The sequence below is a fragment of the Bacillus salipaludis genome (assembly GCF_004358205.1).
The window spans coordinates 160,646-185,593 of record NZ_SMYO01000007.1 but is presented as its reverse complement, the minus strand read 5'-3'; the positions used below and the strand labels follow the sequence as shown (position 1 = coordinate 185,593).

29 protein-coding genes are annotated in these 24,948 nt (G+C 38.7%); 1 reads left to right on the top strand and 28 read right to left on the bottom strand.

From position 1 onward, the window contains the following. Window positions 1-97 precede the first annotated feature (97 nt). From panD to E2K98_RS16360, 10 genes are all read right to left on the bottom strand, one after another. The gene (gene panD, locus E2K98_RS16405) at window positions 98-481 is read right to left on the bottom strand and encodes an aspartate 1-decarboxylase (RefSeq protein ID WP_133335941.1); all 384 of its coding nucleotides are present in this window, start codon (window positions 479-481) and stop codon (window positions 98-100) included. Between the two features lie 44 nt (window positions 482-525). After that, window positions 526-1,374, bottom strand: a complete 849-nt coding sequence (gene panC / locus E2K98_RS16400) for a pantoate--beta-alanine ligase (protein WP_133335939.1) — start codon at window positions 1,372-1,374, stop codon at window positions 526-528. Then, entirely contained in the window at window positions 1,371-2,207 is an 837-nt protein-coding gene (gene panB / locus E2K98_RS16395; RefSeq protein WP_133335937.1) for a 3-methyl-2-oxobutanoate hydroxymethyltransferase, read from the bottom strand. The genes panC and panB overlap by 4 nt, the downstream gene beginning before the upstream one ends. Before the next feature lie 251 nt (window positions 2,208-2,458). Beyond that, complete coding sequence (locus E2K98_RS16390) at window positions 2,459-3,436, bottom strand: biotin--[acetyl-CoA-carboxylase] ligase (RefSeq protein ID WP_133335935.1); 978 nt, start codon at window positions 3,434-3,436, stop codon at window positions 2,459-2,461. Beyond that, the gene (locus tag E2K98_RS16385; protein ID WP_133335933.1) at window positions 3,421-4,620 is read right to left on the bottom strand and encodes a CCA tRNA nucleotidyltransferase; all 1,200 of its coding nucleotides are present in this window, start codon (window positions 4,618-4,620) and stop codon (window positions 3,421-3,423) included. Before E2K98_RS16385 ends, E2K98_RS16390 begins: the two co-directional genes overlap by 16 nt. Further along, the gene (gene bshA / locus E2K98_RS16380; RefSeq protein ID WP_133335931.1) at window positions 4,613-5,758 is read right to left on the bottom strand and encodes an N-acetyl-alpha-D-glucosaminyl L-malate synthase BshA; all 1,146 of its coding nucleotides are present in this window, start codon (window positions 5,756-5,758) and stop codon (window positions 4,613-4,615) included. The genes E2K98_RS16385 and bshA overlap by 8 nt, the downstream gene beginning before the upstream one ends. Continuing rightward, entirely contained in the window at window positions 5,755-6,471 is a 717-nt protein-coding gene (gene bshB1 / locus E2K98_RS16375) for a bacillithiol biosynthesis deacetylase BshB1 (protein WP_133335929.1), read from the bottom strand. Before bshB1 ends, bshA begins: the two co-directional genes overlap by 4 nt. Then, window positions 6,461-6,877 carry a methylglyoxal synthase gene (gene mgsA / locus E2K98_RS16370; protein ID WP_133335927.1) on the bottom strand — a complete coding sequence of 139 codons (417 nt, stop codon included), beginning with the start codon at window positions 6,875-6,877 and terminating at the stop codon, window positions 6,461-6,463. Before mgsA ends, bshB1 begins: the two co-directional genes overlap by 11 nt. A gap of 11 nt (window positions 6,878-6,888) precedes the next feature. Next, a complete protein-coding gene (gene dapB / locus E2K98_RS16365; RefSeq protein WP_133335925.1) occupies window positions 6,889-7,692 on the bottom strand; it encodes a 4-hydroxy-tetrahydrodipicolinate reductase in 804 nt (267 codons plus the stop codon). A gap of 5 nt (window positions 7,693-7,697) precedes the next feature. Then, complete coding sequence (locus E2K98_RS16360; protein WP_133335923.1) at window positions 7,698-8,042, bottom strand: nucleotide pyrophosphohydrolase; 345 nt, start codon at window positions 8,040-8,042, stop codon at window positions 7,698-7,700. 177 nt (window positions 8,043-8,219) lie between these two features. Between E2K98_RS16360 and E2K98_RS16355 the strand changes: the two genes are divergently transcribed. After that, the gene (locus E2K98_RS16355; RefSeq protein WP_133335921.1) at window positions 8,220-9,092 is read left to right on the top strand and encodes a YitT family protein; all 873 of its coding nucleotides are present in this window, start codon (window positions 8,220-8,222) and stop codon (window positions 9,090-9,092) included. A 31-nt stretch (window positions 9,093-9,123) separates the two neighbouring features. Here the strand turns inward: E2K98_RS16355 and E2K98_RS16350 are convergent, their stop codons facing one another. From E2K98_RS16350 to hepT, 18 genes are all read right to left on the bottom strand, one after another. Next, the gene (locus tag E2K98_RS16350; protein ID WP_208025375.1) at window positions 9,124-9,807 is read right to left on the bottom strand and encodes a zinc metallopeptidase; all 684 of its coding nucleotides are present in this window, start codon (window positions 9,805-9,807) and stop codon (window positions 9,124-9,126) included. Window positions 9,808-9,865: 58 nt separating this feature from the next. Continuing rightward, complete coding sequence (ypjB, locus tag E2K98_RS16345; RefSeq protein ID WP_235824831.1) at window positions 9,866-10,660, bottom strand: sporulation protein YpjB; 795 nt, start codon at window positions 10,658-10,660, stop codon at window positions 9,866-9,868. A 78-nt stretch (window positions 10,661-10,738) separates the two neighbouring features. After that, window positions 10,739-11,332 carry a lipoprotein heptaprenylglyceryl N-acetyltransferase LhaT gene (lhaT, locus tag E2K98_RS16340; RefSeq protein ID WP_133335917.1) on the bottom strand — a complete coding sequence of 198 codons (594 nt, stop codon included), beginning with the start codon at window positions 11,330-11,332 and terminating at the stop codon, window positions 10,739-10,741. A 74-nt stretch (window positions 11,333-11,406) separates the two neighbouring features. Then, on the bottom strand, window positions 11,407-12,180 hold the full coding sequence (locus tag E2K98_RS16335; protein WP_133335915.1) for a menaquinol-cytochrome c reductase cytochrome b/c subunit: 774 nt from the start codon (window positions 12,178-12,180) through the stop codon (window positions 11,407-11,409). A gap of 68 nt (window positions 12,181-12,248) precedes the next feature. Continuing rightward, window positions 12,249-12,923 carry a menaquinol-cytochrome c reductase cytochrome b subunit gene (gene qcrB, locus E2K98_RS16330; protein WP_026573265.1) on the bottom strand — a complete coding sequence of 225 codons (675 nt, stop codon included), beginning with the start codon at window positions 12,921-12,923 and terminating at the stop codon, window positions 12,249-12,251. 3 nt (window positions 12,924-12,926) lie between these two features. Beyond that, complete coding sequence (locus E2K98_RS16325; RefSeq protein ID WP_026573266.1) at window positions 12,927-13,433, bottom strand: QcrA and Rieske domain-containing protein; 507 nt, start codon at window positions 13,431-13,433, stop codon at window positions 12,927-12,929. A gap of 144 nt (window positions 13,434-13,577) precedes the next feature. Beyond that, the gene (locus tag E2K98_RS16320) at window positions 13,578-14,042 is read right to left on the bottom strand and encodes a YpiF family protein (protein WP_133335913.1); all 465 of its coding nucleotides are present in this window, start codon (window positions 14,040-14,042) and stop codon (window positions 13,578-13,580) included. 96 nt (window positions 14,043-14,138) lie between these two features. After that, window positions 14,139-14,705 (bottom strand): ReoY family proteolytic degradation factor, encoded by a 567-nt coding sequence (locus tag E2K98_RS16315; protein ID WP_026573268.1) that lies wholly within the window; start codon window positions 14,703-14,705, stop codon window positions 14,139-14,141. Between the two features lie 33 nt (window positions 14,706-14,738). Then, window positions 14,739-16,007, bottom strand: coding sequence for a tetratricopeptide repeat protein (locus tag E2K98_RS16310; RefSeq protein ID WP_133335911.1), 1,269 nt, complete (start codon window positions 16,005-16,007; stop codon window positions 14,739-14,741). Between the two features lie 31 nt (window positions 16,008-16,038). Continuing rightward, on the bottom strand, window positions 16,039-16,938 hold the full coding sequence (locus E2K98_RS16305; protein ID WP_133335908.1) for a hypothetical protein: 900 nt from the start codon (window positions 16,936-16,938) through the stop codon (window positions 16,039-16,041). Window positions 16,939-17,039: 101 nt separating this feature from the next. Then, window positions 17,040-18,329, bottom strand: a complete 1,290-nt coding sequence (gene aroA / locus E2K98_RS16300) for a 3-phosphoshikimate 1-carboxyvinyltransferase (protein ID WP_133335906.1) — start codon at window positions 18,327-18,329, stop codon at window positions 17,040-17,042. Window positions 18,330-18,342: 13 nt separating this feature from the next. After that, the gene (locus E2K98_RS16295; protein ID WP_133335904.1) at window positions 18,343-19,446 is read right to left on the bottom strand and encodes a prephenate dehydrogenase; all 1,104 of its coding nucleotides are present in this window, start codon (window positions 19,444-19,446) and stop codon (window positions 18,343-18,345) included. A gap of 11 nt (window positions 19,447-19,457) precedes the next feature. Continuing rightward, window positions 19,458-20,570 carry a histidinol-phosphate transaminase gene (gene hisC / locus E2K98_RS16290; protein WP_133335902.1) on the bottom strand — a complete coding sequence of 371 codons (1,113 nt, stop codon included), beginning with the start codon at window positions 20,568-20,570 and terminating at the stop codon, window positions 19,458-19,460. Window positions 20,571-20,624: 54 nt separating this feature from the next. Continuing rightward, complete coding sequence (gene aroH / locus E2K98_RS16285) at window positions 20,625-20,981, bottom strand: chorismate mutase (protein ID WP_133335899.1); 357 nt, start codon at window positions 20,979-20,981, stop codon at window positions 20,625-20,627. A gap of 17 nt (window positions 20,982-20,998) precedes the next feature. Then, window positions 20,999-22,069: a 3-dehydroquinate synthase gene (gene aroB, locus E2K98_RS16280; protein WP_133335897.1), complete on the bottom strand. Its 1,071-nt coding sequence runs from the start codon at window positions 22,067-22,069 to the stop codon at window positions 20,999-21,001. Continuing rightward, a complete protein-coding gene (aroC, locus tag E2K98_RS16275) occupies window positions 22,069-23,241 on the bottom strand; it encodes a chorismate synthase (RefSeq protein ID WP_133336201.1) in 1,173 nt (390 codons plus the stop codon). Before aroC ends, aroB begins: the two co-directional genes overlap by 1 nt. A gap of 171 nt (window positions 23,242-23,412) precedes the next feature. Beyond that, window positions 23,413-23,859, bottom strand: coding sequence for a nucleoside-diphosphate kinase (ndk, locus tag E2K98_RS16270; RefSeq protein ID WP_026573277.1), 447 nt, complete (start codon window positions 23,857-23,859; stop codon window positions 23,413-23,415). Between the two features lie 96 nt (window positions 23,860-23,955). Continuing rightward, on the bottom strand, window positions 23,956-24,918 hold the full coding sequence (gene hepT / locus E2K98_RS16265) for a heptaprenyl diphosphate synthase component II (protein WP_133335895.1): 963 nt from the start codon (window positions 24,916-24,918) through the stop codon (window positions 23,956-23,958). Between the last annotated feature and the right edge of the window lie 30 nt (window positions 24,919-24,948).

Below are 24,948 nucleotides of genomic sequence, written 5' to 3'. Positions count from 1 at the left end.
ATCACAAAAAAGGTAAAAGAAAAAGAAACTATTTCAAGAGATTTAAAACTATTATATAAAAAGATCCGAAAAAAAGAAAAATCCCCAAAAAAGGGGATTACATCACTGTTAACGCTGGTTCAGCGTGTATCAATTCTTTTATTTTGTTGTTTTCATCCATAATGGCGACTCTAGGGTTATGCTCAGATAATTTTTCTTCTGAAACGATCGCATAGGAAATAATAATAACAATATCCCCTTTTTGGACAAGCCGGGCCGCTGCACCATTTAAACAAATCACTCCGCTGCCGCGCTCACCGGGAATAATATAGGTTTCAAGACGGGCTCCATTGTTGTTGTTGACAATTTGCACCTTTTCATTGGCAAGCATCCCAACCGCATCCAAAATATCTTCATCAATGGTAATGCTGCCCACATAGTTTAAATTCGCTTCTGTAACAGTTGCGCGATGGATTTTTCCATTCATCATCGTACGAAACATGATTGTTCTCCTCCCGGTCTTTGGTTGTTTTTCTATTGTACAGATTAATTTATTTCTAAGATGAAATTGTCAATTAAACGAACATTAGTAAAATGTACAGCCAATGCGATGATGAATTTCCCCTCTAATCTTTCTATCGGAAGTAACTGAGGGTAGGACAATAGTTCTATATAATCAATACGTCCGCTGCTCTCTGAAGTAATCATTTCCTTAATTAAGCTGATTAGTGTAGAAGGGTTTCTCTCCCCCTCATCCATCACCTTTTTCGCTTGCTGCAGGCTTTTATGAAGAACAACTGCCTGCTTTCTATCTTCAGGAAGTAGATTTACATTTCTTGAGCTCTTAGCAAGCCCATCTGCTTCGCGAACAATATCAACGGGTACCAATTCCACAGGGAAATTTAAGTCGGTAATTAGCCCTTCAACAACTGCCACTTGCTGGGCATCCTTTTTCCCGAAATAAGCCCTTGTTGGCTGCACAATTTGAAAAAGCTTCGCCAAAACTGTTGCCACCCCGTCAAAATGACCGGGACGGGATTTTCCGCATAAAACGTCCGTACGTTTCTGAACCACTAAGGTTACGGATGAAGGATTCGGATACATTTCCTCAACAGAGGGGTAGAAAAGAAAATCTACCCCCTCGCTCTCCGCCAATGCCCGGTCCCGTTCAAAATCGCGGGGATAGGTGGCAAAGTCCTCATTTGGACCAAACTGAAGTGGGTTTACGAATATGCTTAATACCACCAGATCATTTTCTTCTCTAGCTTTTTTTATAAGACTGAGATGACCCTCATGCAAAAAACCCATAGTTGGGACAAATCCGATCGATTTTCCTTGTGCTTTTTGATTTAAGACCTCTGCTTGCATTTCTTTGACAGCTGGAATTACCCTCATTGTTTTCCTCCATAAAGACCTTGAAGTTCCTCTTCTTTCATTGTAAAGGAGTGCTGATCTTCCGGAAATTTGTTCGATTTAACCTCTTCGGTATAGGCATGGATTGATTCCGTAATAAATGGATCTAGATTTGAATATTTCTTTACAAACTTAGGTACCCGTTCAACCCCATACCCTAAGACGTCATGATATACAAGGACTTGTCCATCTACATTTTGCCCTGCACCTATCCCAATCACCGGAATGTTCAATTCTTTTGCAACCTCATGTGCAAGCTGCTTTGGAACACATTCTAAAACAACGGCAAATGCACCTGCCCGTTCACATTCTCTTGCATCTTCAAGCAATTTAATCGCTGCATGAGCGTCTTTTCCCTGAACCTTATAACCACCTAAAACGCCAACTGATTGTGGTGTTAATCCTAAATGAGCACAAACCGGGATTCCAGCCTTGGTAAGGGCAGCTATTTTTTCAATAACATCATCTGCTCCTTCAATCTTTACCGCATGTGCACCTGTTTCTTGAATCAATCTTCCGGCATTTTTCAGCGTTTCATGAAGAGACAGATGATACGTTAAAAATGGCATATCTGCGACAATAAAGGTTTCCTTTGCACCACGCTTAACGGCTTTTGTGTGGTGGATCATGTCATCAAGGGTTACGGGGATCGTAGAATCATAACCGAGGACAACCATACCTAATGAGTCCCCAACTAAAATGATGTCTACTCCTCCTTGCTCGGCATGTTTAGCGGAAGGATAATCATAGGCTGTTAACATGACAATTTTTTCTCCGCTTTGTTTCATTTTCAGAAAATCAGTCGTTTGCTTCATCATCGTACCTCCTTTTATTAGGAAGAGGTGAGTAAACGTAAAGAGTATCTTTTCGAAAATAAAAAGATCCTTCTGAAGGCAGAGAGGATCTTTATTACTCTTGTTTATGTTCATCCCTCTGTCCCGGTCCGAAATTTCGGATCTAGGCAGAATCCAATTTTATGTGTTTTTTTAATCTAGAGGTGCAGTTCTGATTCGATACTGCCCAATGGAATTATAACAAATTATACGAAATGTGCAACTAAAGATTGTTAAATCTCTATGTCTGCAGAATAGATATGTCGGATGGCTCCATTCTCATCTTCTAAAAGTAATACACCATCTTCTGTTATTCCAAGCGCTTTTCCTTCAATTACCTCTGTTAAAGTGCGGGCTTTTAGATGTTTGCCGATACTAATAGCATAGCTTTCCCAAAGCAGCTTAATTGCAGAAAAGCCCTTCTCTAAATAAATTCCATACCATTTTTCTATATACAAAAAAATACTTTTTATTAATTCAGCGCGGGATATCGGCTCGCCTTTTTCAATCAAAAGAGAACTTGCCGTCTCCTGCAGTTCTGTCGGAAAATCATCTTTTTTCTGATTCACATTGATTCCAATCCCGATAATAACAGAGTGAATTCTGTCTGCTTCCGCTTGAAGCTCGGTTAAAATACCCGTTAGCTTTTTACCGTTCATTAAGATATCGTTTGGCCATTTTATTTCGGGTGTTAAGCCAGTAATCTCTTCTATTGCTTGTACAACTGCTACAGCCGTTAACAGTGTCAACTGAGGTGCTTTTGTTAACGGTATATTCGGGCGAAGGATTAGGCTCATCCAAACTCCTGTATACTTTGGAGAATGCCATTTTCTTTCCATTCTTCCTCTTCCAGATAACTGCTCTTCCGCTATGACTGTCGTACCCTCGGGAACCCCTTCATTTGCTAACCGGTGAGCAATCTTTTGCGTTGACTCCACACTTTCCTCATAATAAATATTCCTGCCGATGAATTCTGTTTTTAACCCAAGCCTGATTTCATCTGCCGTTATCTTCTCAGGAGTTTTCAAAATTCGATAACCTTTTCGTCGAACTGCTTCAAGCTCAAAGCCCTCCTTACGAAGTTCCTCCACGTGCTTCCAAACAGCTGTTCTGGAACAGCCAATCAATTCTGCTAATTGTTGTCCTGATAAATAGGATTCACCAGCATTCGTGAAGGCATCCAGCAATTCTTTTCTTATTTCTGATTGCACTCCATCAGCCACTCCTTGATATTGTTTTTTTCATTGATTAATCTTCCCTCGACAATAGCCTGTTCAATAGTTAAAAGAGTATCTTTTAACCAAGGTCCGGGTTTTTGATTGCACCACTCAAGCAAATCGTTTCCACTGACCATGAGGTCTCCCCGTTCCTTTATAGATAACCCGTCGTAGCGTTTTATTAAATTGTTAATTATTTGAACTTCCTTCATTCCATTTATCACCTGAAAAAGTTTTTCAACTGATAAGATGGTGTCCCGTTTTGCCAAATACAAATCATAAAGCTCCCATTCTTTGTTAAGCCTAGAAGAGAGGAAAAAAATGATTTGTTGAATTTCTCTAATATCTTTAAGGGCCAGCCGCCAATTTCTTAAAAATCGTTCAACTTCTTTTCCATCAAAATTCAGGCAATAAAGTACAAGCGCCCACATTTCATTTTTTGCCAAACTGTCCCAATTCAAACGAGCAAGTTTTTTTAGTTGTTCTTTCTGATCATTTAATCCTGGCAGATAGTGGTATAGTCCTGTGTTAAGCATAACGTTAACAGCTTCCTTACAATTTGGGCCGAGGAGAAGTTTCTCAAACTCTGCCCGTTTCCGTTCGACAGCAATTTTATCTAGCAGGGAAGCAAGGTTTTCGAGAGCTGACAATGTTTGCGATTCAATTGAAAAGGATAGCTGGCTCATAAAGCGGACTGCTCTCATCATTCTTAGCGCATCTTCTTGGAATCTTTCCTCTGCTTGTCCGACAGTCTGAATAATTTTTTTCAAAATTGCCTTTTGACCGTCAAATGGGTCGATTAGCTTTCCACTTTGGTCCATTGCGATTGCATTCATCGTAAAATCTCTACGCTTTAAATCATCCTCCAAGTTTCGAATAAATGAAACTTCTTTTGGCCTTCTGAAATCCTGATATTCAGATTCGGTTCTAAAAGTTGTAATTTCATAGGATGTATCCCCATACAAAACAAGAATGGTTCCATGTTCTATTCCGATATCAACCGTTTTCGGAAAAACCTTTTTCACTTCATCTGGTGTCGCGGATGTTGCAATATCAACATCACTAATTGGCTTCCCTAAAAGAAAATCCCGGACCGATCCCCCGACAAAATAGGCGTCGTAACCCGAGTCTTCTAATTTTTTAAGTATCGGGAGGGCAGATAAAAAAGGCTCAATCATACACTTCACCTTTTTTCAAAAGTTTAAAATATAATTGTTCGTACTGTTCAACAACTTTATTAGCATTAAATTTATTTCTAACCGTTTCTACTCCTCTTAACGAAAATGCTTCATGAAGATGTTCATCACTTAAAATTTGAATAGCCTTATTAGAGATATCCACAATATCTCCTAATTCACATAAAAATCCCGTTTTTCCATGTTCTATCACTTCAGGAATACCGCCAACATTTGTCCCGATACACGGGACACCACACGCCATTGCTTCAAGTGCAACTAGACCAAAGCTTTCCTTTTCGGATAATAAGAGCTTTAAATCACTGATGGAATATAATTCTTCAAGGCTTTCTTGTTTTCCTAAGAAGAGAACACGGTCCTCCACACCTAATTTACGGACGAGCTTACAAACATTCGTCATTTCCGGACCGTCACCAACTAATAGTAATTTAGCAGGCAGGACCTTGGAAATTTTCGCAAACGTCTTGACGACATCCGGAACCCGTTTTACAGCACGGAAATTGGAAACATGAATGATTACTTTTTCCGATTCTTTTATTTGAAATTCAGTTTTTAAATGTTGTACATCACTTTTTTGATAGACACGCTCATCGATGAAATTATAAACTGTTTCAATTTGTTTATCCGGATTAATCAGTTCATAGGTTTGACTAATTAATGCATTTGAGACAGCCGTCACGGCATCTGACTTTTCGATGCCAAATTTAATCGCGTCGGTCAAGGAAGGGTCATAACCTAAAACCGTTATGTCCGTTCCATGCAGAGTGGTAACAATCTTTATGTCATGATTGCTCATTTGTTTCGCTAAGATCGCACAAACAGCATGTGGAATTGCATAATGGACATGTAGTAAATCCAATTTCTCTCGATTAGCTACTTCGGCCATTTTACTTGCTAAAGCAAGATCATAGGGTGGATATTGAAACACAGAATATTGATTTACATCCACCTGGTGGTAATAAATATTATGGTACATCCGGTTCAGTCTAAAAGGCATGCTCGATGAAATAAAATGGATTTCATGCCCTTTCTCGGCGAGCATTTTTCCAAGCTCTGTTGCAACAACACCCGAACCGCCGACTGTCGGATAACAGGTAATTCCAATTTTAAGTTTCCTCATCTTGACTCTCCTAATAAATCATGATCGATGAGAAGAGGAACTTTCGACTTAAATCCTTCAGCAAAAGGGATACCAACAAGTTTCCCAAACATTTTTTCCCTTGCCTCAACTGTTTCAATGTATCCATTCGTTAATGGTGTATCGAAGCTTTCTTCTGTTCGTTCAAATTGACTTTTATATGCCCTTAATGCCTCGAGTTTTTTCTCGATTTGATGCGAGATATCAGTGGTAAAATCCGGTTTGTGAAAACCATTAATCATATAAAAATACATTCTCTCAACCCGATGCGGTGCCTCACCCTGATCAGTTTTAAATTTGCGGATTCCTGCAGAAAAAACGGCCTCCTCCACGAGGCGTGCACAATTTCCGTGATCAGGATGGCGGTCTTCAAAATATGGTGCAAAGACAATTTTAGGTTTTAATTGCCTTATAACCCCGGCAATCAATTTTATGTATTCACCGGTTAGATATAACCCTCTATCCGGCAGGGAAAGCGATGTTCTAAAGGCCACCCCAAGGATATCCGCTGCATTCATCGCTTCTATTTTCCTAAGCTCTATCGTTCCATTCGAAGAAAGTCCTGCGTCAGTTAAATCACAAATACCAATTCGTTTTCCTTGCTCAGAAAATTTAGCAATAGTCCCGCCCATGCCAATCTCGACATCATCGGCATGAGCACCAAATGCGAGAATATCTAAAGACTTATTTTCCATTGCTCTCACCATTTTTCATCACATTTCTCCACTCAAGCAGTCCTTGGTCTAATCCACGTATTAATAATTCTGCAGAACCCATATTCGTTGCAAGCGGAATCGAGTAAACATCACAAAGCCGAACAAGAGCAGTTACATCAGGCTCATGCGGCTGTGCGGTTAGTGGATCGCGAAAAAAGAAAACGGCATCCATTTTATTTTTTGCAATCATCGCACCAATCTCCTGATCTCCACCAAGAGGCCCGGATTTAAATCGGGTTAATTCCAACCCTGTAGCTTCATTAATTCGTAATCCGGTTGTACCTGTTGCAAACAAGGTATGCTTTGCAAAAATTGTTTGATAGGCCGTTACAAATTGAACTAAATCATTCTTTTTTTTATCGTGGGCGATTAAGGCAATATTCATATCCAAACCTCCTATTCTAAAATATTTTCGAGACCATACACAAATGTTTTTAGGTTCATCACTGTTTCTACAGCCACTTTCACCCCGGACATAAAAGAGGCTCGATTATAAGAATCATGTCTAATAGTTAAGGTTTGTCCATCAGACCCAAATAAAACCTGCTGGTGTGCAACTAAACCAGGGAGTCTAACCGAGTGAATATGCATTCCATCAAAATCTGCACCTCTTGCACCTGTAATGGTTTCTTTTTCATTTTGATGCCCCTGCTTCTTTGCCTCTCTTACTTCGGCAATCATTTCTGCCGTTTTAACAGCTGTGCCCGATGGCGCGTCAAGTTTCTGGTCATGATGAAGTTCAATAATTTCAATATCCTGAAAATATTTCGCCGCCATTTGGGAGAATTTCATCATTAAAACAGCACCAATTGCAAAATTAGGTGCGATGATACAGCCTATTTCTTTTTCAGTACATATTCTCTCCAATTCTTCTAAGTCATTTTTAGAAAATCCAGTTGTTCCAACCACCGGCCTAACGTTGTATTGAAGCGCAGTTTTTGTATGATGCATACCTACTTCCGGTGTGGTTAAATCGATTAACACATCCGCTTTAATATGTTGTAAACATGATTCAAGGTTCCCGAAGACCGGGACTTCTATTGGAAGTTGAAAGCCTTGGATTTCATTTATCTGCTTCCCATCAAATTTATAATCGACCACGGCTGCCAACTCGAAATGCTCCGTATTCGCCGCCAGCATAACAGCCTCTCTTCCCATTCTTCCACGCGGTCCAGCAATAATTACTTTTATTGATTTCATTGAACTCACTCTCCATTCTCTGAATTAATTCTTGTCCAGCGATTTTTGTCTCTAGTATTAAATTTATTCATCACATAATTATGAGCATCTTCTAAATCTATATGTAAAGAATTAGCGAAACAAATTAACACAAACAGCAAGTCACCAAGCTCCTCCTCAATTGCTTTTTCTGTTTCACTGTCTTTTTTGGGCTTCTCACCATAAAAATGATTGATTTCCCTCGCAAGTTCACCTAATTCTTCTGTCATCCTTGCCAGCATCGCTAATGGACTGAAGTATCCCTCTTTAAATTGACCTATGTATTGATCAACCTCATTTTGCAGGTCCTTCATCGACTTTCCGATTGACATCTTTTTCACCTCTGTAAAGTGTCTTACTGCTTTTCATAGTAGCTAAAATAAGGCTATTTTACAAATATTTTTGCTGAAAGTGGGAACTTTCTGATAGGATTGCTCTTCCAATCGTAATTGGATATAATAAAAAACATTGATAGAGAGAAAAATATTGGAAAAAAAGGGGGAGATTTGATGATTTTTGGCCTTAAGATAAAGAATATCCTTTTCATCTTAATTGGTACCGCCATTATGTCATTTGGTCTTGTCAATTTTAATATGCAAAATAAATTGGCCGAAGGCGGCTTTACCGGAATTACACTTTTATTATACTTTTTGTTTAAATGGGACCCATCCTATACGAACCTTATTTTAAATATCCCTCTGTTTCTAATCGGATGGAAAATACTCGGGAGAAACGCATTTATCTATTCCATTATTGGCACAGTTGGTGTTTCGATATTTTTATGGATTTTCCAAAGATATTCAATCAATATGCCATTAGAACATGACCTGACATTGGCAGCCTTATTTGCCGGAGTATTTGCGGGAATTGGTCTGGGAGTTATATTTCGATCAGGAGGAACTACAGGTGGAGTCGATATCATCGCCAGACTTGTTCAAAAGTATATTGGCTGGAATATGGGGAAAACCATGTTCATGTTTGATACATGTGTGATTATTTTATCCTTGCTTACATACCTAAAATATACCCAAGCTATGTATACGTTAGTCGCGGTTTTTGTTGGTGCAAGAGTCATAGACTTTATGCAAGAAGGTGCCTATACCGCAAGAGGCGCAATGATTATTTCAGAAAAAAACGAAGAAATTGCCAAAAAAATTATGGAGGAAATGGAACGGGGTGTTACTGCCTTAAGAGGGTATGGTTCCTATACGAAAAATGACCGGGATGTCCTCTATTGTGTCGTTGCCAAAAATGAAATTGTCCGTTTAAAAAATTTAATCACGGCAATTGATCCACACGCCTTCATATCAGTAAGCATTGTTCATGATGTCCATGGTGAAGGATTCACATTAGACGAAAATAAGATGCCAATCGTAGATTAAAAAACAATGTCCGATAACGGACATTGTTTTTTTAATCATCATTATTCCGAGTCATTCCTGTATAAATGAGGACAAGTCTTAGTAATTCTAGTACTGCTACGGCCGCTGCTGCCACATAGGTTAGAGCTGCCGCATTGAGAACTTTACGAGTTTTCTTAGCTTCATCGTTGCGAATTAGGCCTAAAGAAACGACTTGTTTCATAGCCCGGCTGGATGCATCGAACTCAACAGGCAGTGTAATCAATTGAAAGAGGACTGCTGCAGCCATAAAAATGATTCCTAAAAGCAACATCCCGCTCAGATGAGCAAATATCCCTATCATAATCAGTACCCAAGAAAAATTAGAACCAATATTTGCTACCGGTACGAGGGCATGGCGAAATCTTAAAAAAGCGTACCCTTGTGAATCTTGAACGGCATGTCCGCATTCATGTGCAGCTACTGCCGCAGCCGCTAATGAATGACCGTGATAGTTTTCAGGTGATAACCGGACAGTTTTCGTTCTTGGATCATAATGATCACTTAGAAAACCATGTCCCTGCTCAATTCCCACATTATATAAACCATTGGCATTTAATATCTCTCTTGCAACATCAGCACCAGTCCGATAAGTGGCGGAAGGGACTTGTGAATATCTTGCAAAAGTACTTTTTACCTTCAGCTGAGCCCATAACGGAATCAAGACAATTATTGCAAAATATACTAGGTAAAACATGATGAACCTCCATTTTATCTCTTGTTGCCTATCAGTTTACTGTTGCCGTATCAATTCGTCAATTTTTTCGATCCCTGGAGCGTCCTTTTTTCATTTCTTTATCACCATTATACTTTCTCCAACCGACATAAGATAAGGTTGCTATAATAATACTTCCTGTCGAGATGATAACCCACCATAAAGACGGGTCTGCCTCATCCTCATCCATATTTTCAAAAAGATTTTTTAAATCAGAATCTAAGACGTCCAGTTCTTTTTGGCTTTTCGAATCACTCATGATCTGAGAACGATATTCATCAATAAAATGAATACGGGCATCAATCTTTTGTATATTTTCTGCATTAACATCCACTTTCATACTCGGATAGATGACATTATAAAGGGAGAGAAAGTTATTAAAATTGTAATGAAAATCAGCAGAATCACCTTTATGTGCTGCTTCTTTAGCCTGGTGAAAGACTGTCATAATTTGGCCTTCCATTTCCGTCCAAAGCGGTCTATTGCTTGTCCCAATCGCATCAATTACCAGACGGAATGTTGTTAATTTATTAATTCGTTCCTCATATCTCATGTCTGGGCTTGCTGCAGCTTCCAGTGCTTCATCATGTGAAGTATTTATAATTCTTAGCTCGTCCACGGTTAACGGCTGTTGTTTATTTTTTAAACTTGTAAATTGATCAGAGAAATAATTAAGCAGCTTTTTAGCATCATCATATCTATGAAATTTCACCATTTGAAGTGCTTCATCAGAAATATCATCAAGCTGTTCCATAGGTGAAGTTTGCTCAGCATGGACGCTTATGGGAGCGAGCAGCAAAACCATTGCAAAAAATAAAAAACATTTAAATTTCAATCCTTGTCCCCCCCTTTCATTACTAATAAAATGTATGAACGGTTGGACAAGGATAGACCAAATTTTAATATGTTCCTTTTATTTTATTTCAAGCTTATAATGGTTTGGACGAACACATAAATAATAGGCAATTCCTAAGGACAAAATAGATAGCCAAAAAGTAAAGTATCCAATTTCAGGTATGTATCGATTTAACATTTCGTATCGAGGAAGCATGAAAAAGACATAGTCAATCACATCATTATGTAAAGTCCATATCGCGGCCACAATTAAATGCCACCATTTTAAACGATAAAACGGTGCATATAATAGTCCTTGAACAGCCATGGCAAAATGTGAAAAAATTAACATATATCCTGCCCAACTCAGTTCTCCCTCAACAAAATAAACTAGAATATTCATGACCACTGCCCAAATTCCATACTTAAAAAGAGTAACAATCGCCAAAGCTTCAATTAATGGCCAGTTTTTTCTCATTAGAAATGCTACTAGGACAATCACAAAAAATAAACTTGCGGTTGGACTGTCAGGAACAAAAATTAAAAATTTTGCCGGTGTTTCTTTTAGCTGCCATCCATACCAATAATAGCCATAAACAGTCCCAATAACATTAACAACCAGCAGAAGCTTCAGAACCGAGCGATTAGCCAGAAGAGGATAGACCCATCCCACCAATTTTCCCCCTAACAAATTTTTTAGATATCAATAAAAAAGCTGACGGAACCGCCAGCTTTTTTCTTTTTCTATTATTTTTCTCCAAGACCTGAAATAAATTCAGTAAGCTGTTTAAGTTGTTTGTCATTACCTTTGAAGATACCTTTTGGCATTGCACCTTTACCATTTTTTGCGATATTTGCAATTTCTTCTGGTTTTAAACCAGTGGCAGTAAGTGCTGGTGCTCCTGCACCGCCTTGAAGGTTCTCACCATGACAGTTAATACAGCCTTGGCTTTTAAATACTTCATATCCCGGATTTGACTTATCAATTTCAACTTTCGCCACAATTTTACCTTGGCGTTCTGCTGCAGCCCAGTCATGGGTTGCAACTGATTGCCATGTTAAAAATACCGTAGCAGCTAATGCAAGCAACATCATGCCTGTTGCAACCGGTCGTCTAAATGGACGACGCTCCGGACCATTGTCCAGGAATGGAGCCAATAATAATCCTCCGAAAGCAAGGCCTGGAATAACCAATGCTCCGATAACCGTATATGGACCTGAAGCATATGAGTACTTCAGTAATTGATATAAAAAGAGGAAGTACCAGTCAGGCAATGGGATATAGCCTGTATCAGTCGGATCCGCAATTCTTTCTAGCGGGGCCGGGTGAGCAATTGTTAAACATAAAAAACCGACAAGGAATACTGCCCCAACCATCCATTCTTTTAATAGAAAGTTAGGCCAGAATGCTTCTGTTTTACCAGGATATTCTGAGTAATCCTTTGGCAGCATTTTTTTACGTGCCTCCGGTGCTAACACACGTGAGTCACCTACGAATTTCATACCTTTACCTTTATGCATCGAGCGATCCCCTCCTTTTTTCGTAAAAGTGAAAAAATAGTTACAAGTTCTTCATTATCATTTGAGTATTAAAGTGGGCCTGAAATCCCTTGTCTACGAATCATAACGAAGTGGGCAGCCATTAAACCAAATAATACTCCAGGCAGGAAGAACACGTGAATCGCAAAGAAACGGGTTAAGGTTTGAGCACCTACAATGTGTTCATGCCCCGCAAGCAATACTTTGATATAAGAGCCAATAAATGGTGTGGCCTCGGCGATTTGAAGACCTACTTTTGTAGCGAATAGCGCTTTCATATCCCAAGGTAATAGGTATCCTGTAAAACCTAATCCAAGCATGACGAAGAAAATTAGTACTCCGACAATCCAGTTAAGTTCACGAGGTTTCTTATACGCACCTTGGAAAAAGACACGTAACGTATGTAAGAACATCATTACAAGGACTAAACTAGCTCCCCAGTGGTGCATTCCGCGTACGATTTGTCCGAATGCTACTTCATTTTGAAGGTAATAAACGGACTCCCAAGCATTTTTAATATCCGGTACGTAATACATTGTTAAAAACATACCAGAGAGAATTTGAATTACGGTTACAAAAAACGTTAGACCTCCAAAGCAATAGACAAACGCAGAAAAATGATGCGCTGGGTTTACATGCTCAGGTACTTCATGGTCTGCAATATCCCGCCACAAAGGCGCAATATCTAAACGTTCATCTACCCAATCGTAAATTTTGTTTAACAATTATTACACCTCCGTCCGTGGTTGTGCTTTACCTAAAAGAATAAACCCGTCTTTTTCCTTTACAGGATAAAGATCAAGCGGTTGTGGCGGCGGTGTTCCAGGAATGTTTTTACCATTCTTTTCATATCGTCCAAAATGGCATGGACAAAAGAATTGGTTTGGATGTGCTTTATCCGTATTCCAGTTAACCGTACAGCCTAAATGTTTACAAATTGGTGAAAGAGCAACAATTTTCCCACTATCGTCCTTATAAATCCAGGCAGTATTGGTAACCTCGGACTCATACCATGCATCCTTTTCCTTAAAGGTAAAGTCTACACGAACAGGCTCGCTTGTTAAATCAGCCGCCTTTTGCTTTGTTGGTATGAATTCACCGCCTGCATCGGCTTTTAAAACAGGATCCACAGCAAAACGGACCATTGGCATTAACATCCCCGCTGCCATGAAACCACCTACACCGGTTAATGTGTAGCTTAAAAATTGGCGTCTTGTAACGCGATTCTTACTCATTCATATCCCCCCTCTATTTCTAAAGTTTTAGTCCACACGGACATTTATTAAACACATATAAAACTAGGACATAACCATGATATATCAATCTTCAAGCAAGGTCAATATCATACTATTTTAAAAACATATTATTACCGTAAAGAATTAGTCTTTTTTGTGCCACTTTTCAGTAAATAGATTTACCAGCTGTTTGACCTGTGAATCAATGATCGATACCTTCTGAGTCTCGTCCATATGTTCGAGTGGAATCGACGGAAGCCAAATTAACGAACCATTAAGTTTTTCTTCTTGCGATTTCCATTCAATTTCAGATGTAATGAAAAAAATATGTTTTATTTCACTATTTTTGATATTTTCCTCCCATTTTTTTAATTCTTTCATAGTATTTTCACTTTTTTCATTTTTTAAGTATGTATATGGAGGAAATAATAAAATTCTTCCGGTAAACTGTCTTTCCAAATAACCTGTAAGCAAGGTAATAAACTCGTGCCTTGCTGCTGAGTCTTTCATTTCATCCCCCAAGGAAACAGAGTAAATCGGAATAATCGCCGTGTCTATGTATTCTTTTGCGCCTAAAAATGTTTCAATGTCTTTCGGTATCCATTTCATTTTTTTACACCAGCCTTTAATCTCACTATTACCATCATACCATTTTCAACATCAACATCAACATTTTACGATGAATGACAAAAAAAGAAGGCCTGCTTATAGCAAGCCACCTTTTTGCTCGATTTTTTTCAGGTTATTTAATTTTCCGGTTAACTCATGAAAAGCTGCTTGATCCTGTTTGTCTAACGCTTCGTCAATTAATTGGAGCAGTTTCTCCCTCTGAAAGCGTTCGATACTTTTTTGAAGAAATTGTTCTGCGATTATCCCGTCTTTTTCATTTTCCTGAAGGTGTTTCGGTACAAAAGGGTTTTCTTCCAGTACAGCTGCATATTGATGTGCCTGATTCGATGCATGAAAGTTCAATTGAATAAAAATTTCTTCGTCACGATTTAAGCGAATATCGTGAAAAGACTTCTCAGCATCTGTTGTCATCACATTTTCTTTATAAAAGCGAAACGGTACTTTATCAACACAATGGGTAGACATAATCAATCCTCGTGGGCAATACTGGGCTTGCTCGACAAAATGAACCTTTTCCATTAATTGATCGTGGCTCATTAAATAGTTGAGGATCCACACACATTCTCTTCTCTTTAGTTGATAATGATTTAAAAACCAGCGAATAAAGTCCTTTTTCTCGTTGACAGATACAGGGGTTGCCATAAAAGTTTCCCTCCTCTGCGCTTTTCAGCTTTATTAGTATTCTTCTGTACCTTTGAAACGTTCAAGTAAATCGATGTACTCTTCATTTGTTGGATCATGTTTTTGCAGCTGTTTAAAAATTTCGGCAGCAGTGTCCGTTTTTCCTTCTTCAATTAAAAAATATCCGTAATCTCGAAGGAAGTCTGGATTGTTTTTATAAAAAGTATATGCTGCTTCATATTTGTCTAATGCATATGAAAATTCCTCTAATCTATGAAAGCTTAGGGCGGCATCCCATAAAAACTGGGGTTCTTCGTCTTCCTCAAAATCCAACTGGGAAATTAAATCAATTACATCCTCATATTGCTCTTGTTGAATAAACAGTTTATTTAACGTAAGGGCTGCTTCTATAAAACCAGGATCTAATGCAAGCGCCTCCCGAAATAGTTGCTCGGCCTTGTCTGTTTTACCCAGTTTAATCGCTATTTTCCCTCCATAAAAATAGAGGTCCTTGTTAAATTCGTCCTGTTTAATTCCCTCATGAATGGTGCGAAAGCTATTTTCCAGTTCTTCTTCACGTTCGTATGCTTTTGCAAGATGTAAATATAAGGAGTGGTACTCGGGGTCAAGCACTTTTAATTCCTCAAACTTCTCGATTGCTGTACGATTGTAATCTGCCTGGAGTGCAGTGAATGCATAACCAAAAAGGGTATTAATTTCTAACTTTTCATCGAGTGCCTTATCATAGTAGGTCAAAGCTTCTTCAAAAGCACCTGAGGAGCTTAACAGCTCAGCCATCCGTTGATAAATATTAACACCGGCAATCATACTGTTTTCTTTTAATACAATTTCATATGCGGCCATTGCCTTGATGATTTCACCCTGTTCGCTATATAGCTCTCCTAGTGCAAAATCGATTATCACTTCTTCAGGTAAAATTTTCTTTGCTTCTAACAGCTTTCTTTCACAAACCTCGTAAAGCCCCTGAACTTGGTACAAGTCGGCAAGTAATAATAACGATTGTCCATAATTTGGATCCTGTTCGGTTATTCTTTCAAGAACAAGAATCGCTCTTTCCTCTTCACCAGCTTCAACTAGGATCTCACCAAGAAGAACCAGTAGTTCACCTTCTTCGGGATAAATCTCTAAAAGATTTTCAACTAGAGCTTGTGCTTCTTCTAAAAACCCAAATTGGTATAACTCCTCTGCTAAAAGGAATTTTTCGTCAGACATGCCGCTGTTTAATACAACATTATATTCAGTTAATGCTTCTTTATGTTGACCTTTTTCCAACATTTGAATAATTTTATTTATGCGGTCCATTCTCTTATCCTCTCGTTCCAAGGCTGTTCAGTTAAATAGTAAAAAAAGATGGGGTTTTCACTTTAACATATTCACCATTCCCCGGTCTATATAAAACCTCTACCCCTGAACGAATCACCTTTCCTTTATGAATTGTCACTACAAGTCTATCACCATGATAATGAAATAAACTCACTTCATCAACATTCTTGATTTCTCGAGCCTTTAAATATAGATTATAGCTTACCTCAGCCCCATGCATTAAACATGCTTTTTGTGGATATAAACCTATTTTATTTAAAACCACGGCTGTAAGTGGTTCATTTTCAGCCAATTCATCAAAAAGACATGGGATTTTCTCTTTAATCATCATCATTTTCCATTTACTCAAGTAATTCTCGGCTTCTTTTTTAGCAGGTGAAGATACTACCGGGATTAAGGGACTATTAAATGGAAATAAAGCATCCCTTATCCATCCCCACGGAATTTTCTCCAGCTCTTCTGTATTATTTATTTCTACAAAAATAGCCGGTATCCTTTCTCTTTTACAGATTCTGATAAATGATTGTGTGAGTTTTTTTATTGGGATTTTCACACCGATAATAAAGTCTACGGGACTTCCTATAAGGGCAGTTTTGATTTCTCGTACTTTTTCAGGTATTTCTCTTTCGTAGGAAACATTTGCGCAGGTTAGGAGTGTGGTACAGCCTTTTAATAAAAATTCTTCGGTCATATATTTTTTTATTTCTTGAAAGGTTCCCTTATAAGGGATTCGATTGTTTAGCAGGACAAAGGTAGGGGTCATAATGTAGGGTTCTGCATTCATTTTCATCCATTTGTATTGGATAACATCTGTTCGAACTGAGGCAATTTTATTTTCTTTAATAAGTAGGGAGCGTTTTTGCAATTGGTTATCCTTTAAAATATTGGCGTTTTCGATTATATAGGCCATAAAATCACCCTTTTACTTGTCTTTAAGACAAGCTATGTGGGATTTAGAGAAATATTCCAGCCAAATTTTACTAAATAAAAAAGCTGCACAAGTGCAGCTTTTTACTTGATAAGTGAATCTAAATGGTCAAAAAAGTTTGGATAGGAAACGGAGATTGCTTCCGGATTTTCAAGAATCACTTCTTCTTTACATAACAGCGAAGCAATTGCCAGCATCATACCGATTCGGTGGTCACCATGGCTGGACACTTTTCCACCCTTAAGCTCAGATTTCCCATGAATTATCATGCCATCATCCGTTGCTTCAATGGAGGCACCTAATTTATTTAACTCATTAACAACAGTGTCAATACGGTTTGTTTCCTTCACCTTCAGTTCTTCCGCATCCTTAATGATTGTAATACCTTCAGCTTGAGTAGCCAATAGGGCGATAATCGGAATTTCATCGATTAATCTTGGAATAATCTCTCCTTGCACGACCGTCCCTTTAAGTTTAGAGGTTTTAATAACAATATCCCCCACAGGTTCAAAAGAACTTTCATCCTGCACATGAATTTGTATATCCGCGCCCATTGCTTGCATAACCTCAATAATACCCGTTCGGGTAGGATTTAACCCGACATTTCTTAAGGTAATTTCACTACCTTCTACAATCACACCGGCAACAAGGAAAAAGGCTGCAGATGAAATATCACCCGGAACGTGAATCGTTGCTGCTTTTAGCTGTTGACCGCCCTTTACCCTAATGGTGAGATTGTCTTTTTCAATTTCTCCGCCAAACTTCCGGATCATTCTTTCTGTATGATCCCTCGTTTCTGCCTGTTCAATAAGGGTTGTTTCCCCTTTAGCTTGAAGCCCGGCTAAAATAAGCGCAGACTTCACTTGTGCACTCGCAACTGGCAATTCATAGGTAAATGACTTAAGATTACCACCACGAAGTGATAAAGGCGTGTAAGCACCGTTCTCGCGCCCGTCTATTTGTGCACCCATTTGCTTTAGTGGATTGGTTACCCTTGTCATTGGTCTTTTCCCAATTGATTTATCACCAATTAGCGAATTAAAAAAAGGTCTGCCGGCAAGAATTCCCATTAGCAAGCGAATCGTCGTTCCGGAGTTTCCTACATCTAATAGTTCGTTTGGCTCATTTAACCCTTCAAAGCCTTTTCCAATGATCTGTAATTCGTTACCCTTAACAGAAATGGTCACACCTAGCTTTCTAAAGCAAGAAATTGTACTTAAACAGTCCTCACCAAGTAAGAAATTCGTTACCTTTGTTTCTCCATGGGCAATTGCTCCAAACATTACGGAGCGGTGGGAGATTGATTTATCTCCCGGAATCTTAATTTCCCCTATTAAGCCTTTTATGTTCGTTTGTAATTGTATATCTTTCATAACATCACCTTTTTTACCCTATAGATGTTTCGTAGCTAGAATAAGTGGCAATACATTGTTCAGCTCTTTCACGATCTTCTTCTGTTTGAAAGCTGATGACAAGAATCCCATATATTTCTTCTCTAGTTTCAATGATCCGAATATTGGTAATACTGATTTTTTCCTTGGCAAGATAACCAGTCACTTCTGAAATAACCCCAGGATAGTCAGGGACATCCACATACAAATCATAAAAAGCCGGAATAGCTCCCTTTTCGCTAACAGGGAGGCGGTCGCGAAATTGTTTCGCTTGTTGAAAGTATTGAAAAATGGCCTGAGAGTTTTCTTCGTCCAGCAAATTTTTAACCCCATTCATTTCTGCTTGCCATTGATCGAGAAGACCAATTAGTATCTCCCGATTATTCAATAAGATATCCTTCCACATTTCCGGACTGCTTGAGGCTATCCTGGTTATATCTCTGAAGCCCCCAGCTGCCAACCGCGGAATCAGCGTCTCTTCTGACGCCAATTTTTCAGTCTGACGCACGATCGATGCAGCAATAATATGTGGAAAATGACTGACGACTCCGGTAAGGAAATCATGGTTTTCAGGTGATATCGTTAAAAATTTGGCTCTAGTACCTTTAAGCCAAATTTTTAATTTTTCCAACCTGGTATTTTCGATATGCCCTTCAGGAGTAAATAAATAAAATGCATTTTCAAATAAAATTTCTTTAGCAGCTGTAACACCACTTTTATGAGAACCAGCCATCGGATGGCCACCAATGAAAGTAATACCTTTTTCTCTTAAACTGTCTGCACTCGCAACAATTTTTCTTTTTGTACTTCCAGTGTCTGTCACAATAACTTCTGGATTCAATGGTAAATCAGACAGAAGTTCAATGATTGCTTTTGTTTCGTTTACAGGTGCTGAAATAATAATTAAATCAGCTGAAAGAGCACCTTCTTGGATGCTTTCGGCTGCGGTATCAATTACACCCAGCATTTTTGCCAAGCGTGCCTGCTCAGAATTTATATCAAATCCGATTATCGTTGATTCTTTATGTTCCTTTTTTATACATAACGCTAGGGAACCGCCAATTAGCCCTAATCCAATGACAAAAACACGGCCTTTCAAAAAAACTCCTCCTACTTCCCCTGGTGCTGTTCCACACGGCTTTCACGCAGGAACTCCTTCAGCACCTTTAGTAAACCTTCATTTTGTTCAAAAGAACCAACTGTAATCCTAACGGAGGTTGGGAATCCCAGTGCCTTTCCGGAACGAACTATATACCCACGCTCAAGTAAATATTGAAAGACTTTGTCTCCATCCTCATTAAAATCAATCAAAATAAAGTTTGTTTGTGATGGATAATAGGTAAGTTGATTTTGCTCACAAAATTGATAATACTGCTCGAGACCTTTTCTATTTACCATTTGACATTCCTCAACAAATTCCTTATCGGAAAGTGCCGCTACGGCTGCTAGCTGTCCAAAGGAACTTACATTAAATGGCTCTCTGGCAGGTTCTAAAGCTGCAATAATTTTAGGGTTGGCAACACCATAACCAATCCGCAGCGATGCTAGTCCATAAATTTTTGAAAAAGTTCTTAACACAATTAAATTTTGATATTTTCTCGTTAATACAATTGAATCATAATAATCAACTGCTACAGCATATTCAAAGTAAGCCTCATCAAGTACTACCAGAACTTCAGGCGGAACACTATCTAGAAATGAAACTAAATTATTTTCAGGAATATATGTACCTGTAGGGTTGTTTGGACTGCATAACCAAACAATGTTTGTTTTTTCATCTATAGCCTGAAGCATTCCATCTAAATCATGATCCCCATTGACTAATGGAACTTCCTTAATAACGGCCCCTTCTATCACTGCATTATGTTTGTACTGCGAAAAAGTTGGGGCTGCCATAACTGTACTGGCATCAGGATGAAGCAATGCTCTTGAGATTATTTGAATAAGATTATCAGAACCATTACCAAAGATTAGTTCTTCCTGTTCAACCCGTAAAAAAGCAGCCAAAGATTCCCTTAAATTGGTTGCGTATCCATCTGGATAAATAGCAAAACCAACCTCATGTGATTGAAGCGCAGAAAGCACCTTTTTTGAACAACCGAATGGGTTTTCATTTGATGCAAGTTTAACAATTTGGTCAAGATTATATTGTCTTTTTACTGAATCTATCGATTTTCCCGGCTGGTACGGAGTCAACGTTAATAATTGTTCTTTCCATCTCATTTTTCTCCACCCCATTGTAAAAATTTTGTAAGACTTTAAAGTTCACTGCTGCTATCATAAGTCAGGTCTTAAAACTTTTGCACCTCTTAAATAGACATGGTTGATTTCTTCTTGTAATTTTTCCGTATTCACATGCATCATAATTCTCACACACATTTTTAACGAATTTGGGACGGGTAATTCCCGCATACACATTACAGGTACATAGGTCCATCCGGAAAATTTCCGTAATGCCTTTGCTGGAAATGCTGCATCCACGTCCTCAGTTGTTGAGATAAAAACAGATGCAACAGAAGTTGGGTGAATCTGATTGCTATCAATGACCTCTTTGACGAGCTCTTCAGTTGCAGAAACAATCTCATCCTCTGTATTTCTACTAACTGTAATTGCTCCCCTCACCCCTCTAATCATGAAAAGTTCCCCCTTGATTAAAAACTATTAAGTTCTTTTAATAATATATCTTCAGGAATTTCCTGGAGATTTGGATTGCCAATTTGTTCTAGTAAAACAAATCGGATCGTTTCACCGATTGTTTTTTTATCTTGTTTCATTTTTCCGATTAATTTTTCAATCATTAAACCATCTGGTATTTTGGTCTCATAGCCGAGATTTTCAACCCATGTGATAAATTCATGTAAATTAAATGAAAGATCGTTGATTTCATTACTGAGTTTTAACGCAAATACCATCCCAATCATAACCGCTTCACCATGGGTAAAATTACCATAGCCCATTTCTGATTCAATGGCATGTCCAAGGGTATGTCCAAAATTCAAATAAGCACGAATCCCTGTTTCTTTTTCATCCTTTGAAACAAATTCGTTTTTGATGGCAATCCCTTTTGTTAATGAATAGGTTAATTGCTCGGTTGTGATGGTGGTAAGATCACTTATATTGGTTTTAAGCCAAAGATAAAAGTCAGGATCATGAATGAGCGAGTGTTTAATGACCTCTGCAAATCCAGAGCGGATTTCCCGCTCAGGCAATGTAGAGAGTAGTTCAAGGTCATAAAAAACCGCTTCAGGCTGATGAAAAGCACCAATCATATTCTTTCCCAATGGATGGTTAATGGCAACCTTCCCACCCACCGCACTATCATGAGCTAAAATGGTTGTTGGAATTTGAATAAATGGGATCCCCCTCATAAAAGAGGCAGCAACAAACCCAGATAAATCCCCAACTGCTCCACCACCTAAAGCAAGGATTAAAGATTTTCGGTCTAACCGATTTTCTAAAGCTGTCCCTAAAGCCGAATAATAAACATCGAAGGTTTTAGCCTTCTCCCCGCTAGGCGCAGTAAAGATTACCGGCTCCCAAGGCTTAAGACAGTCTACTAGGTTTTCCAGATGAAGACTGCCAACAGTCTCATCTGTAATGATTAAGACTTTGGTCAAATTGGTAAAATGCTTGTCTAAAAATGAACCAATTTCTCTTCGAATCCCTTCACCAACAAAAACTTGATAGCTTTTTGACTCCGTTTGAATTGGAATAATTTGCATTAGAATTCCCTCGCAAATTCCCGCTGTCTGTTAATTTCCTCAGCAAACGTATCAAAGCGATCGCTATAGAATTGCTCAACAAGTGCACTCGCAAGCTCCCAAGCCACCGCATTTTCTGCTACTACAGCTGCAGCAGGTACTGCACAGCTGTCAGACCGTTCAATGCTTGCAGTGAAAGGCTCCTTTGATTCGATGTCAACACTCATCAGCGGCTTATAAAGAGTTGGGATTGGTTTCATAACTCCGCGGACAACAATCGGCATCCCTGTCGTCATACCGCCTTCAAAGCCTCCAAGACGATTGGTTTTTCGGTAATAGCCCTTTTCCTCGCTCCATGCAATCTCATCATGAACCTCACTGCCAGGCTTTCTTGCCGCCTCAAAGCCAATACCAATTTCGACCCCTTTAAATGCATTGATTCCAACAATTGCAGCGGCTAATTTTGAGTCTAATTTTCGATCATAATGTACATAGCTTCCAACCCCTGTCGGCATACCTGTTGCAATAACCTCTACAACTCCACCGATGGAATCGCCATTTTTCTTTGCATCATCTATCGCAGCCATCATTTTCTGTGCTGCATCCGCATCTGCACAACGAACAGGCGATTGTTCCGTCGTTTCCTTAAGGGCCTCATAGGATAATGATGGGTCAACTTCTGCCTTAATTCCTGCAATTTCAACGACATGCGAAATAAGCTCAATCCCTACTAATGACAAAAGCTTCTTTGCCACAGCACCGGCTGCAACTCTTACTGTTGTTTCACGTGCAGATGAGCGTTCAAGAACATTTCTCATATCACCATGACCATATTTAATTGCCCCGTTTAAATCGGCATGTCCAGGACGGGGCCGTGTAATTTTTCTTTTAATCTCATCCTCTTCCCCTTCAAGAAGCGGATCTGCACCCATTATATTCGTCCAGTGCTTCCAGTCATTATTTTTCACCACTAAAGCAACTGGTGAACCAAGGGTATACCCATGACGAATTCCTGATGCGATTTCCACCGTATCTTTTTCAATTTGCATTCTTCGGCCACGGCCATAACCTTTTTGTCTTCTTGCTAATTCCTCATTTATGTCATTGGCTAACAACGGCATACCCGCAGGAAGACCTTCGATGATAGTAGTTAATTGAGGTCCATGGGATTCTCCTGCTGTTAAATATCTCATTCCCATTTGTTCTTTCTCCCTTCAACTCATTAAAGAATTATTTATCAATATAACATATCCTGATCAATAAACATAGTAAAACTATTCCGAAAATAGGCAAAAAATATTTGAAATCGCATACAAAAAGGGCACTTGTATAAAAGTTATACAAGTGCCCTTTTTACAACTATTTTAATAAATCCATTCATTTACAGGCTTAGTGTATTCAACCAATTCATTTTCTTTAAAGAAAATGCCGATTTCGCGTTCTGCACTTGCAGGTGAATCAGAACCATGGATAACGTTTTTACCAACTGTTATACCGAAATCGCCGCGGATTGTTCCAGGAGCTGCATCTTTTGGATTAGTAGAACCCATCATTTGACGTGCAGTTGCAATCACGTTTTCACCTTGCCAAACCATTGCAAAAACTGGACTAGATGTAATAAAATCAACTAATTCGCCAAAGAAAGGGCGTTCTTTGTGCTCACCATAATGCTCTTCAGCAACTTCTTTTGGAATGCTCATTAATTTTGCTCCAACAAGTTGGAATCCTTTTTTTTCGAAACGTGCAACGATTTCGCCAATTAGGTTACGTTGTACGCCATCAGGTTTTACCATTAAATATGTTCTTTCCATAATCCCACTCCTAAATCATTATGTATATGATTGTTATGATAAAGCAATCAACGAAAATAGTATCATTTTTTGGGTAATTTCGCAAGACCGGAAAATCTAGAACTTGCGCCTTCCAATATACTTCGCAATATCTCGAAGGGTTTTCTTTGCTTTATTCGTAGGCAGTTCTTCAAGAACAGCCAATGCTTTATCAAGATAAAGATCACTTAATGCTATCGATTTTTCAATCGCTCCTGACTGTTTAATCAGGGAAATGATTTCGCTTATCTGATTTGGCTGAGTGTTCTCATTCACTTTGATGATTTCCTCACGAATTTTCTCATTTTCCAATGCATACAAAACCGGGGCTGTGATGTTTCCTTGCAATAAATCACTACCTGCCGGTTTGCCTAACTCTGCCTCAGAAGCAGTAAAATCCAAAATATCATCGGTTATTTGAAAAGACATCCCTACATAATACCCAAAACGGTATAAGTTTTTATGGACAGACTCGCTGGCACCTGCGGCAATAGCCCCTAATTGACAGCTTGCAGCAATTAATAAGGCAGTTTTCCGCTTTATCCTTCGGAAATAATCACGGAAATTTTGATTAAAACGGTACTTATCCTTGATTTGTTGGATTTCGCCAATTGTAACCTCTACAATCGTATTGGCCAAAATTTTATGCGCTGCAGGATCTTTAATATTAGACATTAATTCAAGCGATAGAGCAAAAACAAAATCACCTGTATACATGGCAATCTGATTATCCCATTTTGATTTTACCGTTGGCTGCCCTCTCCTGAGATCGGCATCATCAATTACATCATCATGAACAAGTGAAGCCATATGGATAAGTTCTAAAGCAACTGCAACGTCTTTCATTACCTCAATATCATAATGACCAAATTTTCCTGCAAGCAAAACAAAAATAGGACGAATTCTTTTTCCTCCAGCTTGAAGTGTATGCATCGAAGCCTGCTTTAAAAGAAACGAGTCTGACTGAATCGTTTCCTCAAGCTTCTTTTCAATTATGTTTATATCCGAATTCAAAAATGAATACATCATTTTTAATTTCATTTGTATTCACCAGCTTTTCATCCCGTCTAC